Source organism: Thalassobacter sp. HA4-2, from assembly GCF_055693705.1.
In genome coordinates this window covers 1,242,632-1,258,988 of sequence record NZ_JBVFUK010000001.1, presented here as the reverse complement: position 1 = coordinate 1,258,988, position 16,357 = coordinate 1,242,632, and the positions used below count along the sequence as shown (strand labels likewise).

The window sequence follows — 16,357 nt, the reverse complement described above, 5'->3', positions numbered from 1 at the left end:
AGGACTGTCCCCGTGGGGACAGCCCCCGTGCCGGTTACAGCATGAACTGATAGCTGGCCGCGGTGTAGCGGAAACCATCGCCCCGCTCCTCGACATATCCAATGGCCGGGAACGGCATGTGATAGCCGATAAAGGGCACCTTATCGGCGGCCAGCATTCCCAGAACCCGGCGGCGGGTCGCGGCGGCGGCGGCCTTGTCCCGGTCAAAGCGCACCTCCCAATCGGGGTAGGCCAAGGACCAGACATAGTGGTTGGCCAAATCCGCCGTCAGGGCCAACTGCCGCCCGTCGCTTTCCAGCATGTACCCCATGTGCCCGGGGGTGTGGCCGAACATCGCCATGGCCGTGATGCCAGAGGCGACCGAGCCGCCATCGTCCAGCATCGTCATCTTTTCGGCCATGGGGGCGACGTTTTCCTCGAACCCTTCGTTGCCCGCCGAGGCGTCGAATTCCACCGCTCCGGTGTAGTATGACGCGTTGGCATAGGCCGGTTGCCCCTCGCGCATCATCCCGTTGATGTGGTCGCCGTGCATGTGGGTGATCACAACTTTATCTACCTGATCAGGGGTATAGCCCGCCGCCCCCATGGCGGCCGCCAACCGTTCTGCGTTCAGGCCGGTGTCGAACAGGATCAGCTCGGACCCGGTGTTCACCAGCGTGGGCGTAAAGAAGAACTGCACCTTGTCGGCGGGGATGAAGTTGGCCTCGGACACGGCCTCAAACTCCTCCTGTCCGACGTTCATGCCGAAGATGCCCTGAGGCTCTTCGCGGGTGGCGGAGCCTGCCAGCAGGGCCGTCACTTCGAACCCGCCCACCTTGATGGTGTGGTGGGTCGGCATCTGCACGCCTTGCAGGGGGCTGCCGCCTGCGCCGCACCGCCCAGCAAGGGGGCGGCAAGGGGGCGGTGGCAAGGGCACCAAGGGCGCCACGTCGTGTCAATTGGGTCATGGGTCTCTCCTGTCAGTGTCTTGTCCCCTCCAACATAGCGCCCCTGCGGCCCTTGCCATCACGATCCCGTCATGGCACCCCCACCCCAACCATCAGGAGCCTGCCATGACCGTCACCCGTTTCGCCCCCTCGCCCACCGGATTTCTGCACGTGGGCAACCTGCGCACCGCCCTGTTCAACTACCTGATCGCCCGCAAGGCCGGGGAGTTCATCTTGCGGCTGGACGATACGGACCCCGAACGCTCCACCCAAGCCTACGCCGATGCGATCCAGCAGGACCTGGAGTGGCTGGGCCTGACGTGGGACCGGATCGAGACGCAATCCGCCCGCCTCGACCGCTACGCCGCCGCCGCCGACACCCTGCGCACCGAGGGTCGGTTCTACGAGGCCTGGGAAACCCCGGTGGAATTGGACCTCAAGCGCAAGAAACAGCTGAACATGGGCAAGCCCCCGGTCTATGACCGCGCCGCCCTCGCCCTGACCGACGACGCCAAGGCCGCCCTGAGGGAAGAGCGCGGCGCAGGTGTCTGGCGGTTCAAGCTGGATCAGGAGCGGATCACCTGGACCGACGGTATCCTGGGCGACATGTCCATCGACGCGGCCAGCGTGTCGGACCCCGTTCTGATCCGCGCGGATGGGCAGGTCCTCTACACCATCGCCTCTGTTGTGGACGACACGGACATGGGCGTCACCCACGTGGTGCGCGGGTCAGACCACGTGACCAACACCGCCACCCAGATCCAGATCATGGCCGCCTTGGGGCACGATCATCCCAGCTTTGCCCACCACTCCCTGCTGACCGGTCCCCAAGGGGAAGCGCTGTCCAAACGTCTGGGCACCCTCTCTTTACGCGACCTGCGCGCCGCCGGAGTGGAGCCCATGGCCCTGCTGTCGCATATGGCCCGCCTCGGCGCGTCCGAGCCGATCGAGCTGCGCAGCACCATGGAAGAGTTGATCGCAGGTTTCGACATCGGCCAGTTCGGCACCGCCCCCACCAAATTCGACGCCGAGGATCTGAACAGCCTGACCGCCCGCGCGCTGGCGGCCATGGATCTGACCGACATCGCCCCGGACCTCGCGGCCGCTGGCATCCCCCAAGACCTACAGGCGCCAATCTGGGACACGATCCGCGAAAACATCACCACCCGCGCCGATATCGCCAAGTGGTGGGACCTGTTCCAAAACGGCACAACGCCGGTCGTGGCCGATGAAGACGCTGATTTTGTGGCCGAGGCTTTCACCATGTTGCCCCCCGCCCCCTACACCGCAGACAGCTGGGGCGTCTGGACCAGGGCCGTGAAAGAGGCGACAGGCCGCAAGGGCCGCGGCCTCTTCATGCCCCTGCGCCGGGCACTGACGGGCCAAGACCGGGGACCGGATATGTCCCAGGTCATGGCCCTGCTGCAAAAGACCCCGACGCTTTAGCCCAGGATCTTGCCTGTCACGATCCACGTGACGGGCAAGGCCGCAACGGCACCAACGACGGCGGCGGCCAGCAAGTGCTGCCATGTGTCCAGCCCGGCGACCAGTGCCGCCACCACAGCGGCCCCCGCCAGACTTGTTCCAACAATCGCGTACATCATGGATGCCAAACGTAACATGGTGCGGTCCTTTCAATTCAGCGCAGTCAAACCCTATCCCGGGCAGCACCCCGCCACCTTGATCCAGATCATCTTCATTGGGTTCCCAATACCCCGGGGGGCCAAAACCAGCCCCGCCACACAGCCCACCGTCCCCATGGGGGCTGGCCCCCTTTCGCACGATCCCGGCAACATGCTCCAGACAAAACATCGCGTGCGGGCGCAGCCCGCTCCGTTTGGTCAGACCCCTTGCCCACCGGATCAGAAAAGCGCATGTAGCACCCATGTCAGACACCCTGCGCCTTACAATCCTTGGCTGCGGCTCCTCGGGCGGGGTGCCGCGCTTGGGCGGGCATTGGGGCGACTGTGATCCCGCCAACCCCAAGAACCGCCGCCGCCGCTGCTCGCTGCTGGTCCAGCGGATCGGCACCCAAGGCACCACCACCGTCCTCATCGACGCCTCCCCCGACATGCGAGAGCAGTTGCTGGCCGCCGACGTGGGCCGCCTGGACGGCGTATTCTTTACCCACAGCCACGCGGACCACTGCCACGGGATCGACGATCTGCGGATGATCGTGTTCAACATGCGCGCCCGCCTGCCCGTCTGGGCGGACCGCGAGACGTTGAATGACCTGACCGCCAAATTCGGCTACACCTTCGTGCAGCCCCCGGGCTCGGACTACCCGCCCATCCTCGACATGAACCTGATCGACGGGGACGTGACCGTGGACGGCCCCGGCGGCCCTCTGACCCTGACCCCGTTCGACGTTGCCCATGGCCGGATAGACGCCCTTGGCTTTCGCATCGGATCGGCGGCCTACCTGCCGGATGTGTCCGACATTCCCGACAGCGCCCTGCCCGCGCTGCAAAACCTCGACCTGTGGATCCTCGACAGCCTGCGCCGCGCGCCCCACAGCAGCCATTTTCACTTGGACAAATCCCTCGACTGGATTGCCCGCATGGCCCCCACCCGGGCGGTGCTGACCAACATGCACAACGATCTGGACTACGACACCGTCGCAGCCGAGACCCCCGACCACGTCACCCCGGCCTATGACGGCATGGTGATCGACCTGCCCCTGTAACCCATGGGGGACGTGCTTGCCGTCACCCTGCCCGTGTTCATCCTGATCGGGGCGGGCTATCTGGCCACGTGGCGGGGCCTGTTTGCAGAGGCCCACGTCGAAGGCTTGATGCAATTCACCCAGAAGTTCGCCATCCCCTGCCTGCTGTTTTCGGCGGTCTCGGGCCTTAATCTGGCACAGAACTTCGACTGGAGGCTGCTGCTCAGCTTCTACGCAGGCTCGCTGACCTGCTTTGTGCTGGGAATCGCGGGGGCGCGGCTGATCTTCAAACGCTCCGGCCCCGATGCTGTGGCCATCGGCTTTGCCGCCATGTTCGCCAACACCGTCCTTCTGGGCCTGCCCATTGCGGAGCGCGCCTTTGGCACAACGGTGCTGGAACCGATGTATGCGATCATCGCAATCCACGCGGCCTTTTGCTATCTTCTGGGGCTGACCACGATGGAACTGGTCCGGGCCGAAGGGGGCATCCGCCCCGCCACCCTTGGGCTGGTGGCCCGCGCCATGTTCCGCAACACCCTGATGATCGGCGTGGCCCTTGGGCTGGTGGTGAACCTGACCGGCCTACCCCTGCCCGCCCCCCTGACCGAGGCGGTGGACCTGATGATCCGCGCCGCCCTGCCCGCGGCCCTGTTCGGTCTGGGCGGGGTCCTCGTGCGCTACCGTCCCGAAGGGGACGGGCGCACCATTGCCATGCTGGTCACCATCGCCCTGCTGGTGCATCCCTTGGTGACCTACACCGTGGGCACAGCCCTTGCGTTGGAACCGGAGAAGTTCAAGGCCGCCGTCCTGACCGCCGCCATGGCACCGGGCGTGAACGCCTATCTGTTTTCAGCCGTCTACGGACGGGCAATGCGGGTCACGGCGTCCAGCGTGCTGCTGGGCACGGCGGCGTCGGTCGTCACGGTCTCTGCGTGGTTGTTGGTGCTGGGCGCCTAATTCGGGCGCTGCACGGGCCGCGGGGCCGTGGCGTTCTGGCTGGACCCGGTCACGACCAACATCGGCTGCCGCGCGGCGCGACTGACCTGCGGACGGGCCACCGGGCGCATGGCCACGGCGAGGGGTGGCAGCTTGCAATACGCTTGGGACCGGACCCACGCCCGCATATCCTCGCGCTTGGAACGCTGGTGGAACGGCCCCCAATCAGCGGCCACTCCGTCCCAACCTTCGCTGATCACGCCGTCCCGGGTCACGGTCTTGGCCATGATCCGCACGGCGCATGACAGGTTCGCCTCCGGGTTCTTGAGGTCCGTCGCGGTCCGCGCGGCGCAGCCATAGCCCCGCGCCGTGCCGGGACGGATCTGCAACATGCCAATACTCTTGCCGTTGTCGCCTGCCACACGGGGACGCCACGTGCTTTCGTGCTTGGCCAGTGCACTGATCAGACCGGCCCAAAAGGCGCGCCGATCCCGTGCGTCGTTCTGGGTATAGGCGGGGCACCAGTTGGCAATGTCGCGCGGCACCGATTGATACAGCGGCGCACCGTGGCCTTTCAGCGCGCCGATAACCGCCTTTGTCCACGACTGCGCGCCCGCCACATGATCCCACCGCAGCGCAGGCCGCTCGATCGTGGGGCGCGCAATGGGCCGGGTCGAGGGTTCAATCGGGGCCGCCATCGCCCCGCGCGGCGCGTAAAGCGCGCTGACAAGGCCGCGTCGCGTTGTATCCAAGGGTGGCAGGGTTTGGACTTTGGCCTCGGCCGGTACGGGCTCGGGGTCGGGCGCCATCACATCACCATACAGGGACAGGACCGAGATGAAGCCCCCCGGTGCACCGGCGCGGCCTCGGCCCATACCGGCAGGGCGATCCCGGCCCAAGCGGCCACCGCGACGCTGGCGGTCGCCACAAATCTGCGTAAGTCGTACATCGTGCCCCCCAAAGGCTTGCGTCCTGATACATCACAGATCGGGGGGCCTCAAGCGGCGCGGTGCCGCGCGCCCCATGCCCGCCCCTGTCCCCATGGGGACAGATGCAAATCCGCCACGCTCGCACCCGCAGCATCGCGATCACAAAATGCGCCACAAATGCCAAAAGAGCGCCACATTCACGCGGCAAAGCAAAACGCATGAGCACAACGACGCACAGCTTTTGGACAGATGACACAGGCGCGGTCACGGTGGATTGGGTCGTGCTGACCGCCGCCACTGTGGGCCTGGGCCTGGCGGCGATGTCCGTCGTCTCTGCGGGCGTCGAAGATCTGTCCGGCGACATCAATGGTCAGATGCAGACCTCCATCGTGGCGCGCGGCCTGAACTTTGGACAGGCGGTGATCCATACACTGGCCGATCACACCTTCACGCATTACTCCGACGAACAGGCGGCCGCGATGCTGGCGGAGTATCGCGGGTACTCGGATTTTTGGGCCTTGCACAATCATCGCATGAACACGGCCCTGGCCGACACCAATGGTGCCGCGGTCTATGTGGACCGGGCGGCCGTGTGGTCGATCGTGGCCCACGAGAAGGGCATCACCGGCGCCTCCGCCGCCGATGTCTCTTCGGCTCATATCACGGATTTCCGCGCGCTGCGGGATCAATCCATGTGGCAGTCCCACGTCAGCGCAGGCACGGGCGGCAGCGCGGATGCCCGCGCCTCCATCTGGACAGAGGTGGTCGAGGATCGCGGATTGTCCATGGACGACGCTCCGCGTCTGCTGGCGGCGATGGACGACGCGACCCTGCAAAACAACTTGGACGACTGGACAGAGCGCAGCACCCATACCCTGTTTGACCCGGTCGTTGCACAGGATTGGATCAACATGATTGAGGCGGAACAAGACCGCCGGCCCTAAGGCGCGCGCAACCGACCTTGCCCCCGTCGCATGCCTCTTCTAAACCGGGATCGACAACCCGGAGGCCCCCATGCTTGATCTGACTTATGACACGCCCAAAGTGAAAACCATCGCCGGTGCCAAGCACGACTGGGAATTGGTTATCGGGATGGAGGTGCACGCCCAGGTGTCCTCCAACGCGAAACTGTTTTCCGGCGCCTCCACCACCTTTGGCGCGGAACCCAATTCCAACGTGGCCTTCGTGGACGCTGGGATGCCCGGGATGCTGCCCGTGATCAACGAATTCTGCGTCGAACAGGCGGTGCGCACTGGGCTGGGAATCAACGCCCAAATCAACCTGAACTCGGCCTTTGACCGCAAAAACTACTTCTACCCCGATTTGCCGCAAGGCTATCAAATCTCTCAACTTTATCACCCCATCGTGGGCGAGGGCGAGGTGTTGGTGGAAATGGGCAACGGTACGGCACGGCTGGTCCGGATCGAACGCATCCACCTTGAACAAGACGCGGGCAAGTCGATCCACGACATGGACCCTGCGATGTCCTTCGTGGACCTGAACCGCACGGGCGTGGCGCTGATGGAAATCGTGTCCCGCCCCGACATCCGCGGGCCAGAGGAAGCGGCGGCCTATGTCGTGAAACTGCGCCAGATCCTGCGTTACTTGGGCACCTGCGACGGAAATATGCAGAACGGTAACCTGCGCGCGGACGTCAACGTCTCGGTCTGCCTGCCCGGGGCTTATGAGAAGTACCGCGAGACCGGCGATTTCGGCCACTTGGGCACGCGCTGCGAAATCAAGAATATGAACTCCATGCGGTTCATCCAGCAAGCCATTGATATCGAAGCAAAACGCCAGATCGCCATCATCGAGGCGGGCGGATCGGTGGATCAGGAAACCCGCCTGTACGACCCGGACAAGCAGGAAACCCGGTCCATGCGGTCCAAGGAAGAGGCCCATGATTACCGCTATTTCCCCTGCCCCGACCTGCTGCCCCTAGAGATCGAACAGGGCTGGGTGGACGATATCCAAACCCGGCTGCCGGAACTGCCTGATGCGAAGAAAGCGCGCTTTATCAATGACTTCGGCCTGTCGGACTACGACGCGAGCGTGCTGACGGCCGAGGTGGAGAACGCAGATTATTTCGAGGCCGTGGCCGCAGAGGCCGGTGACGGCAAGATGGCCGCGAACTGGGTCATCAACGAGCTGTTCGGCCGCCTGAAACAGGACGACACCGCCATCACCGACAGCCCCGTGACGCCGGCGCAACTGGCCGGGGTGATCCGTCTGATCAAGGGTGATGTGATCAGCGGAAAGATCGCCAAGGACTTGTTTTCAATCGTTTATTCCGAAGGCGGCGACCCCGAACAGATCGTCGAGGCGCGCGGCATGAAACAGGTCACCGACACCGGTGCCATCGAGGCTGCGGTGGACGAAATCATGGCCGCCAACCCCGATCAGGTCGCCAAGGCCAAGGAAAACCCCAAGACTGCCGGATGGTTCGTGGGTCAGGTGATCAAGGCGTCCGGTGGCAAGGCGAACCCCAAGGTCGTCAACCAGTTGATCGCGGCGAAATTGAAGGCCCTGTAGGGCGGGACTTGTCCCGCCGCCCCGGGGGCAAAACGGCCCTCTGGGAATCCCCCCGAAAACACCCCCGAAACCCACCCCGAAAGGCGGTGGGTTTTGTTTTTGGGTGATAAATCCAAATCGCCCGAACTTCGCCTGTACCCCCCGCGCACACGGCGCGCGTTTGACGGGTTCCTCGCCCTGTGTAACGGTGCATTTATACCGCAACTTGTTCGCCCATAACGCTGCGAGATGCCCGAAATCCAACTTGAACGCTTGACCCAGCTTATCGGCTTCATCAAGGCTCTGCCGCCCGCCGCCCACAGGGAGGCGGCCGCCCTAGCGGATGCAGCAGTCGCCCGCTCTCCCGACTGTGCCGACTGCCTGTGGGATGCCTTTTGGTCCAAACCGCTGTTTGCCAACACGCGCGTGGCCACGGGGACGCGGTGGTCCAATCAGATCATTGAGCTGTTGCCACAAGCGGACCGCACGAGTGACACCCTGCGGGCCTATGTGGTCTGCGGCGCTGACCCTTTTGGGATCACACACACCAAAGGCGTCAGCACCTCATGGTCGTCCCCAAACAACTTCAATCGTCCCTGCGACACACCGCTGATCACCGTGGCCTCATGGCGCTTGTTTGCAATCCAGACCCTTGCGGCGGCGGTGGACGACTTGCCCTGCCATTTGCCCTCGATCTGGGAGGAGGGGTTCAGCATTCAAGCCGTGCGCGCGGCGGCCAAGACCCTCGGCACGGGATGGGGAGAGACATCCGTGCTGCATGGACTGGCGGATCTGGGTCTGGCGGTGAAGCCCGATATCCACCTGTTGCGCACCCATCGGTTTCTGACCAGACGCAAGATCGGACCGACGGACGAACTACTTGAGTTCTGGGCGGCACAGGCCCGCGCGCCGGACAATCCCCTGATGCACAGCGCGCCTGCCCCCTGCAAGCCCCTTGCAACGCCGCACGACTCGGCCCGTTGGAATTTGCGCTACCTCGACAAGGTCCTGATGGAGGTGTCGCGTCTGGGCTATCTGCCAAGCGAGGAAGAGGCCCGGACAGAAAAATCGGCGCTGTCCCTGTCGCGGGCCTGTGGGCACCCGTCCCCCTGAATGCCCTCAAACCTCCCATCGGAAACCCCAATCCTTCCGCACCTTCGCCACAATCTGCAGGGATAGTGTAAACAATCCAGAATGGGATGGGTCGTTATGCAAGAATTTGAATACAAGGTAGTGCCTGCCCCCAAGCGCGGGCTGCGCGGCAAGGGGGTCAAGGGGAACGAGGCCAAGTTTGCCCATGCCATGGCCAGCCTGATGAACGAGATGGGGGCCGAGGGGTGGGAGTATGTCCGCGCCGATACCCTGCCCTGCGAGGACCGCGTGGGCCTGACCAAGCGGACCACAAATTACTACAACGTGCTGGTGTTCCGGCGGGCCAGATTGGCACAGATCGCGGCGACGCCCTCGGTCCATGCGGTGACACAGGCGCCTGTGCCGCCAATGTTGCTGCCCGAAGTGGCCGCTGCGGTCGCCGCACTGAACCCGGCCCTGGACCCTTGGGCAAAGTACGACATGGACACATCAGACACGGCCCATGCCGACGATGCGGACCCGGCCGTGATCAGCCTGTTGGAGGCGCGCAAGGACCGGGAGGTCTCGCCCTCTCCGGCGGCGATCCGGCGTCAGGGCGCGGCGGAGTAGCCGGTCACGCCGCGATATCCAACGCAAGGGCGTGGATTTGCGCCACGAGGTCCTTGCCAAGAGCATCATGCACGGCCCGGTGGCGCGCGATCCGCGACATCTCGGCAAAGGCTGGGGCGCGGATGATCACCTGATAATGGGTCTCGCCGGTGCCATCATCGCCCGCATGGCCGGCGTGTTTGTGGGATTCGTTGATGACCTCCAGGCGCGTGGGGTTGAGGGCCGCGCGCAGGGCCTGTTCAATTTTATCTGCTTTGGTCATGTTTTTGGGCCTCCACCCCTTCACCTCTGTGCTGGTTCGGCTAAAGTATGCACCCTTGGAACAGAAGGGGCGAGCAGATGTCCAGCAGTGATCCGTTTAATTTCGACATGCGTGTCTCGACCGCGAAAAAGAAGAACACCCGCGGGCGGCGCGGCATGTCCGGCGCGTTCGAGACCAGCCAGCGGGTGTGCGAAGCGCCCGGCTGCGAAGAACGCGGCCAGTACCGTGCCCCCCGCGCGCCCGATGTGCTGGACGACTACCTGTGGTTCTGCAAGGACCACGTGCGCGAGTACAACCTGAAGTGGAACTTCTTTGAAGGCACCACCGAGGCGGAGATGGAAGCGCAGATGGAGCGGGACAAAGTGGGCGACCGTCCCACCAAGCCGTTCAAGCAAAGCGCCGAAGAGCGGGCCTGGGCCCGGCTGGGTGTGGATGACGCCCATCAGGTGCTGGGGGGCAATGCCACCCAAAACAAGGGCAAGGGCGCGGGCGGTGGTCGCAAGCTGCCGGCGCAGGAACGCCGCGCCATCGAGATCCTGGAGGCCAAGGACCATTGGGACAAGGCCGAGATCCGCAAGGCCTACAAGAAACTGATCAAGGTGCTGCACCCGGATATGAACGGCGGCGACCGGTCCCAAGAGGAACAGTTGGGCGAGGTCGTTTGGGCCTGGGACCAGATCAAGGACAGCAAGCTGTTCAAGTGACCGCGCCCGTGGTTTGACCAAAATGCGATTGGCCCCGTGGCCAATCACGTGATATTTCGGGCGCTTGGCTGTGGCCAAGCGCGGCATCATTCGGGCGGCGTGCCTGTGGGAAATGGCGTGTTGGGGTATTTTTGACCCAATGAAGCGGGGCGCCGTCCTTTGGGGCGAGGTCAGTCTTGTGTGCGCAGGGCGGGGACGGTACGACAAGGTATGGCTGCTTTGTTGCGCACTCTGCTGATCCTTGCCGTGACGTTGGGTATCCTTGCCCCGCGCGGTGTCGCTGTACTGGCGGAGGTGGTGCCCGGTGTGGACACCATCGTGATCTGTACCGGGTCCAGCCTGAAAACCATCATGATTGATGCCAGTGGCGAGGCCGTCGAGGTGGGCGAGGACAGCGAGCGTCCCTGCGCCTTGACCCTTGTGGACCTGACCCCTGCCGCGATTGTCCCTGCGTGGCGCGCGGCGGCGTGGGGCGATGTGGTGCGTCTGGGCTTGGCCCCACAACTGCGCGCGCCTGTGTCCACCGCCCTGCCCCCGCCGGCCCATGCCCCGCCCGTGACCGTCTGATTGCCTGCTGCCCCGTTTGTTTGGGGCGGCGTCTTTCACGACAAACACGGATATTTGGATGCAACCCTCTTTATACATTCGTGCCCCATGGGCGCGCCTTTGCATTCCGATCTGTCCTGTTTCGCACAGATGGATCGGCGCAGGCCCTGTCCCGGCAGGTGCCCCCTGATGTGCGTTGCGCCCTTGTGCCATCTTGGCGCAGGGCGCCCCCGGGAAGGGGTGTGTGGTAGCACTCCTTCCCCTTCCCCTTGCCCTTCGTTGATATATGTTGCACCCCGTGGCCCGAGGGTCCAACACGGCATCGGGAGACGAAAATGGCGGACGGCAGCATGAACAACGACATGAAACCTACCGAGGATATCTCGGTGCGCGATGTTTTTGGCATCGACAGCGATATGACGGTCAAGGGCTTTGCCGCGCCATCGGAGCGGGTGCCCGAGATCGACCCGACCTACAAGTTTGATCCCGACACGACTTTGGCGATCCTTGCAGGCTTTGGCTACAACCGCCGGGTGATGATCCAGGGCTACCACGGCACGGGCAAATCGACCCATATTGAACAGGTTGCGGCCCGTCTGAACTGGCCCGCCGTGCGTGTAAACCTGGACAGTCATATCAGCCGGATCGACCTGATCGGCAAGGATGCGATCAAGTTGAAGGACGGCGTGCAGGTCACGGAGTTCCACGAGGGGATCCTGCCCTGGGCCCTGCGCAACCCCGTGGCCATCGTCTTTGACGAATACGACGCGGGCCGGGCGGATGTGATGTTCGTGATCCAGCGCGTGCTGGAGGCGGATGGCAAGCTGACCCTGATGGATCAAAACGAGATCATCACGCCGAACCCCTATTTCCGCCTGTTTGCCACGGCCAACACGGTCGGTCTGGGCGACACCACGGGTCTGTACCACGGCACCCAGCAGATCAACCAGGCGCAGATGGACCGCTGGTCCCTTGTGGCAACATTGAACTATCTGTCCCATGACGCCGAAACGAACATCGTGATCAGCAAGAACCCCCACTACAACACCGAAGCGGGCCGCAAGCAGGTCAGCCAGATGGTGACCGTGGCCGACCTGACCCGCACCGCGTTCATGAACGGGGACCTGTCCACGGTGATGTCGCCCCGGTCGGTGATCGCATGGGCCGAGAACGCGCGGATTTTCCGGGATGTGGGCTATGCCTTCCGCCTGTCGTTCCTGAACAAGTGTGACGAGCTGGAACGCCAGACCGTGGCCGAGTTCTACCAGCGCTGTTTCGACGAAGAGCTGCCTGAAAGTGCGGCGAGCATGGCGTTGGGCTAGGGCGAATTTTCGTACGAAAATTCGTACACCAGCCCGGGAGGGACCGTGATGAACAAACCCACCGACAACCCCGCTGATCCGTTCAAGAAGGCGCTGGCCGAGGCGACCAAGGTCATGGCGGATGATCCCGATCTGGGGATCACCTATTCCGTGGACCCTCCGGGGGCGACGAATGACACGGTGCGTCTGCCGCAGGTCAGCCGCCGGATGACCCGGGACGAGGTGTTGTTGGCGCGTGGGACGGCGGATGCCTATGCCTTGCGGCACAAGTACCATGATGCGGGCACAGCGGCGCGCTATCTGCCCAAGGGCAACATGGCGCGCGAATTGTACGAGGCGATGGAGACCGCGCGGTGCGAGGCCGTGGGCGCGCGGGCCATGCCCGGCACCGCTGGCAATATCGACGCCAAGATCGGGTCCGAGGCGACCCGGCGCGGCTATGGCGAGATTCGCGATGCCGCACAGGCGCCTTTGTCCACGGCCGCGGGCTATCTGATCCGGCACCTCGCTACGGGGCGCGCGTTGCCGCCCGCCGCCGACAACGTGATGGGCCTGTGGCGCGGGTTTATCGAGGAAAGCTGCGGCGGCACGCTGGAAAACCTCAACGATGTGCTGGCGGACCAGACCGCCTTTGCCAAGCTGGCGCGCCAGTTGATCGAGGACATGGGCTACGGCGATCAGCTGGGCGATGATCCCGACCAAGAGGACGAGGATCAGGAGGACGAGGGCCAGTCGGACGAGCAGGAAGAGCCCGACAGCACCGGCAATGACGACGACGACACCGAACAGGACGAAGAAGCGGCCCCCGAGCAATCCCAGGAGCAGCAGCAGGACGCGGCACAGGCCAGCGTGTCCATGGACGATATGGCAGAGATGGAGAACGCCGAAGAGGCGGAGATGCCGGACGCCGACGAAAACATGGACCCTCCGCCGCCCCCGCCGGTGTCCGACGCCGACCCCAATTACGAGGTCTTCCGCACCGAATACGACGAGGTGATTGCCGCCGAGGATCTGGCAGAGCCGCCGGAGTTGGAGCGGTTGCGCGCCTATCTGGACCAGCAGTTGGAACCCTTGAAGGGCGCCGTGTCGCGGCTGGCCAACAAGTTGCAACGCCGGTTGCAGGCGCAACAGAACCGCAGCTGGGAGTTCGACCTGGAAGAAGGTATTCTGGACGCAGGCCGTCTGGCCCGTGTGGTGGCCAACCCCACCACGCCCCTGTCCTTCAAGATGGAGCGGGACACGGAGTTTCGGGACACCTGCGTGACCTTGCTGCTGGACAACTCAGGCTCCATGCGGGGGCGCCCGATTTCCATCGCCGCGATCTGTGCGGATGTGCTGGCGCGGACATTGGAGCGTTGCGGCGTGAAGGTAGAGATTCTCGGCTTTACCACCCGCGCGTGGAAGGGCGGACAAAGCCGCGAGGAGTGGTTGAAAGAGGGCCGCCCGCAGCAGCCGGGTCGCCTGAACGACCTGCGCCACATCATCTACAAATCGGCGGACGCCCCGTGGCGGCGGTCCCGGGACAATCTGGGCCTGATGATGAAAGAGGGCTTGCTGAAGGAAAACATCGACGGCGAGGCGCTGGAATGGGCGCATAAGCGGATGATGGGACGGCCCGAGGCGCGCAAGATTCTGATGGTGATTTCCGACGGCGCGCCCGTGGACGACAGCACCCTGTCCGCCAACCCCGCCAACTATCTGGAAAAGCACCTGCGCGACGTGATCGCCATGGTCGAAAAGCGCAAGGCGGTGGAACTGCTGGCGATTGGCATCGGCCATGACGTGACCCGGTATTATGACCGCGCCGTGACGATCACGGATGTGGAACAGCTGGCGGGGGCCATGACCGAGCAACTGGCGTCCCTGTTTGACAGTGACCCGCGCGCACGCGCCCGGGTCATGGGGACGCGCCGGGCATAATCGGGTTTCGCCTTGCGGCGACCCGCTGGGGCGCTGCCCCAGACCCCGAGGGTATTTGTGGAACAATGAGGGATAGGCCATGTTTCAAAGTTTCGACACCACAGCGGATGGCAGCGCGGGACCGGCGCGATTGGCGGACTTGCGCGCGCAGATGGCCAAGGAGGGGTTGGCCGGATTTTTGATCCCGCGCGCGGACATCCATCAGGGCGAATATGTGGCCGATTGCGATGCGCGTCTGGCCTGGCTGACGGGGTTCACCGGGTCGGCTGGCTTTTGCGCGGCCCTTGTGGACGAGGCCGGGGTGTTCGTGGACGGACGCTACCGCACGCAAGTCAAAGGCCAAGTGGCGCTGGAGGCCTTCACCCCGGTGGACTGGCCCGAGGTGGGCCTTGCCGCGTGGTTGGACGCGCGGCTGGTGGCGGGCGATGTGCTGGGGCTGGACCCGTGGTTGCACACCGTGCGCGAGGGGCTGGGCTTGGCCGATGCGTTGGAGGCGCGGGGCTGCGCCTTGCGCGATGTAGACAACCTTGTGGACCGGATCTGGGCCGACCGCCCTGCCCGCCCGTCCGAGCCCGCCGAGGCCTATCCCCCGGAGCTTGCGGGCAAGGGCGACGAGACCAAGCGCGCCGAGATCGCTGCAGCCCTGAGCGAGGCAGGTGTGCGGGCGGCGGTGCTGACCCAGCCGGACTCGATCTGTTGGTTGCTGAATATCCGAGGCAGTGACATCCCTCACAACCCCGTCGTGCAAGCGCTGGCGATTGTCTACGACGATGGCCGGGTGGACCTGTTTTCGGACCCGGCGAAGTTCGACGGGCTGGGCGCGGATCCTGCCATCACCCTGCTGCCCTGGGCGGCGTTCGAGGCCGCCCTGTGCACCCTGTCAGGTCCCGTCGGCGTGGACTACGGCACAGCACCCTTGGGGGTGTACCGGGCGCTGACCTCGGCGGGGATCGAGGCACGCGACATGCGCGACCCGTGCGCGATTCCCAAGGCCTGCAAAACGGACGCGGAAATCGCGGGCACGCGCGAGGCGCACCTGCGCGATGGGGCGGCCATGGTGCGGTTTCTGGCATGGCTGGACGCGAACGCCCCGGGCGATTTGACCGAGATTGACGTGGTCCGCGCGCTGGAGGGGTTCCGGCGCGAGACCAACGCCCTGCGTGACATCAGCTTTGATACCATCGCAGGCAGCGGGCCAAATGGGGCGATCATGCACTACCGCGTGACCCAGGACAGCAACCGCGCCCTTGCCGGGGATGCCCTGATGCTGGTGGACAGTGGCGGGCAGTATCTGGACGGCACCACGGACATTACACGGACCATGGCCCTGCAACCGCCCGCGGAGGAACACCGCGCGGCCTATACCCAGGTTCTGCAAGGGGTGATCGCCATTAGCCGCGCGCGTTTCCCTTCGGGGGTTGCGGGGGCCCATCTGGATGCCTTGGCACGCCAGCACCTTTGGGCGGCGGGGCGCGATTTCGACCACGGCACGGGGCACGGTGTGGGGGTCTATCTGTCCGTCCACGAGGGGCCGCAGCGCCTGTCGCGGGTGTCCAATCTGGCGCTGCAACAGGGCATGATGCTGTCGAACGAGCCGGGGTACTACGTGCCCGGGCACTACGGCATCCGGCTGGAAAACCTGATCGTGGTGCAACCGGCCCCCAAGCTGCCCGGCGGGGATGACCACCGCGACCAGCTGGGGTTCGAGACCGTGACCTTCGTGCCCTTTGACCGCCGCCTGATCGACGCAGAGGCGTTGTCCCGTGCGGAACGGGCGTGGTTGAACGCCTATCACGCGGAGGTCTGGGAAAAGATCAGCCCAAGGATCGAGGGGGCCGCGCGCAGCTGGCTGGCACAGGCCTGCGCCCCGATTTAGCTGTCAAGCGAACTTGGCAGTGGACCTGTGCGCCTTTGGGCTTATGTTTTGCCGAAAGG

Annotated in this window: 15 protein-coding genes and 1 pseudogene; 12 read left to right on the top strand and 4 right to left on the bottom strand. The window is 64.6% G+C overall.

Going from position 1 to position 16,357, the window contains the following annotated elements; translation table 11 throughout:
• Nucleotides 1-34: 34 nt before the first annotated feature.
• A pseudogene (locus tag ACZ1G0_RS06420) lies at nt 35-947 on the bottom strand (MBL fold metallo-hydrolase).
• Between the two features lie 105 nt (nt 948-1,052).
• Here ACZ1G0_RS06420 and gltX point away from each other — a divergent pair.
• Nucleotides 1,053-2,372, top strand: a complete 1,320-nt coding sequence (gltX, locus tag ACZ1G0_RS06415) for a glutamate--tRNA ligase (protein WP_472736188.1) — start codon at nt 1,053-1,055, stop codon at nt 2,370-2,372.
• Here gltX and ACZ1G0_RS06410 read toward each other — a convergent pair.
• Nucleotides 2,369-2,548 carry a hypothetical protein gene (locus tag ACZ1G0_RS06410; protein WP_472736187.1) on the bottom strand — a complete coding sequence of 60 codons (180 nt, stop codon included), beginning with the start codon at nt 2,546-2,548 and terminating at the stop codon, nt 2,369-2,371. The genes gltX and ACZ1G0_RS06410 overlap by 4 nt on opposite strands.
• 263 nt (nt 2,549-2,811) lie before the next feature.
• Here ACZ1G0_RS06410 and ACZ1G0_RS06405 point away from each other — a divergent pair, with 263 nt between their 5' ends.
• Both ACZ1G0_RS06405 and ACZ1G0_RS06400 read left to right on the top strand, forming a co-directional pair.
• Entirely contained in the window at nt 2,812-3,612 is an 801-nt protein-coding gene (locus tag ACZ1G0_RS06405; protein WP_472736186.1) for an MBL fold metallo-hydrolase, read from the top strand.
• Nucleotides 3,613-3,615: 3 nt separating this feature from the next.
• Nucleotides 3,616-4,548 (top strand): AEC family transporter, encoded by a 933-nt coding sequence (locus ACZ1G0_RS06400; protein WP_472736185.1) that lies wholly within the window; start codon nt 3,616-3,618, stop codon nt 4,546-4,548.
• Here the strand turns inward: ACZ1G0_RS06400 and ACZ1G0_RS06395 are convergent.
• Nucleotides 4,545-5,402, bottom strand: a complete 858-nt coding sequence (locus tag ACZ1G0_RS06395; protein WP_472736184.1) for a lytic transglycosylase domain-containing protein — start codon at nt 5,400-5,402, stop codon at nt 4,545-4,547. The genes ACZ1G0_RS06400 and ACZ1G0_RS06395 overlap by 4 nt on opposite strands.
• Nucleotides 5,403-5,674: 272 nt before the next feature.
• On the opposite strand from ACZ1G0_RS06395, the gene ACZ1G0_RS06390 reads away from it, so the two are divergent.
• The 4 genes from ACZ1G0_RS06390 to ACZ1G0_RS06375 all read left to right on the top strand — a co-directional run bounded on the left by ACZ1G0_RS06390 (nt 5,675) and on the right by ACZ1G0_RS06375 (nt 9,668).
• Complete coding sequence (locus ACZ1G0_RS06390; RefSeq protein WP_472737834.1) at nt 5,675-6,400, top strand: hypothetical protein; 726 nt, start codon at nt 5,675-5,677, stop codon at nt 6,398-6,400.
• Nucleotides 6,401-6,470: 70 nt separating this feature from the next.
• The gene (gatB, locus tag ACZ1G0_RS06385; RefSeq protein WP_472736183.1) at nt 6,471-7,988 is read left to right on the top strand and encodes an Asp-tRNA(Asn)/Glu-tRNA(Gln) amidotransferase subunit GatB; all 1,518 of its coding nucleotides are present in this window, start codon (nt 6,471-6,473) and stop codon (nt 7,986-7,988) included.
• Between the two features lie 252 nt (nt 7,989-8,240).
• Nucleotides 8,241-9,080 (top strand): hypothetical protein, encoded by an 840-nt coding sequence (locus ACZ1G0_RS06380; RefSeq protein ID WP_472736182.1) that lies wholly within the window; start codon nt 8,241-8,243, stop codon nt 9,078-9,080.
• Nucleotides 9,081-9,176: 96 nt separating this feature from the next.
• A complete protein-coding gene (locus ACZ1G0_RS06375; protein ID WP_472736181.1) occupies nt 9,177-9,668 on the top strand; it encodes a DUF4177 domain-containing protein in 492 nt (163 codons plus the stop codon).
• 4 nt (nt 9,669-9,672) lie between these two features.
• On the opposite strand, the gene ACZ1G0_RS06370 is transcribed toward ACZ1G0_RS06375, so the two are convergent.
• Entirely contained in the window at nt 9,673-9,930 is a 258-nt protein-coding gene (locus ACZ1G0_RS06370; protein WP_472736180.1) for a BolA family protein, read from the bottom strand.
• 77 nt (nt 9,931-10,007) lie between these two features.
• Between ACZ1G0_RS06370 and ACZ1G0_RS06365 the strand changes: the two genes are divergently transcribed.
• From ACZ1G0_RS06365 to ACZ1G0_RS06345, 5 genes are all read left to right on the top strand, one after another.
• Complete coding sequence (locus ACZ1G0_RS06365; RefSeq protein WP_472736179.1) at nt 10,008-10,634, top strand: DnaJ domain-containing protein; 627 nt, start codon at nt 10,008-10,010, stop codon at nt 10,632-10,634.
• Between the two features lie 210 nt (nt 10,635-10,844).
• Entirely contained in the window at nt 10,845-11,201 is a 357-nt protein-coding gene (locus ACZ1G0_RS06360) for a hypothetical protein (protein WP_472736178.1), read from the top strand.
• A gap of 314 nt (nt 11,202-11,515) precedes the next feature.
• Complete coding sequence (gene cobS, locus ACZ1G0_RS06355; protein ID WP_472736177.1) at nt 11,516-12,502, top strand: cobaltochelatase subunit CobS; 987 nt, start codon at nt 11,516-11,518, stop codon at nt 12,500-12,502.
• A gap of 48 nt (nt 12,503-12,550) precedes the next feature.
• The gene (gene cobT / locus ACZ1G0_RS06350) at nt 12,551-14,422 is read left to right on the top strand and encodes a cobaltochelatase subunit CobT (RefSeq protein ID WP_472736176.1); all 1,872 of its coding nucleotides are present in this window, start codon (nt 12,551-12,553) and stop codon (nt 14,420-14,422) included.
• Nucleotides 14,423-14,501: 79 nt separating this feature from the next.
• Nucleotides 14,502-16,298, top strand: coding sequence for an aminopeptidase P family protein (locus tag ACZ1G0_RS06345; protein WP_472736175.1), 1,797 nt, complete (start codon nt 14,502-14,504; stop codon nt 16,296-16,298).
• Nucleotides 16,299-16,357: the final 59 nt, after the last annotated feature.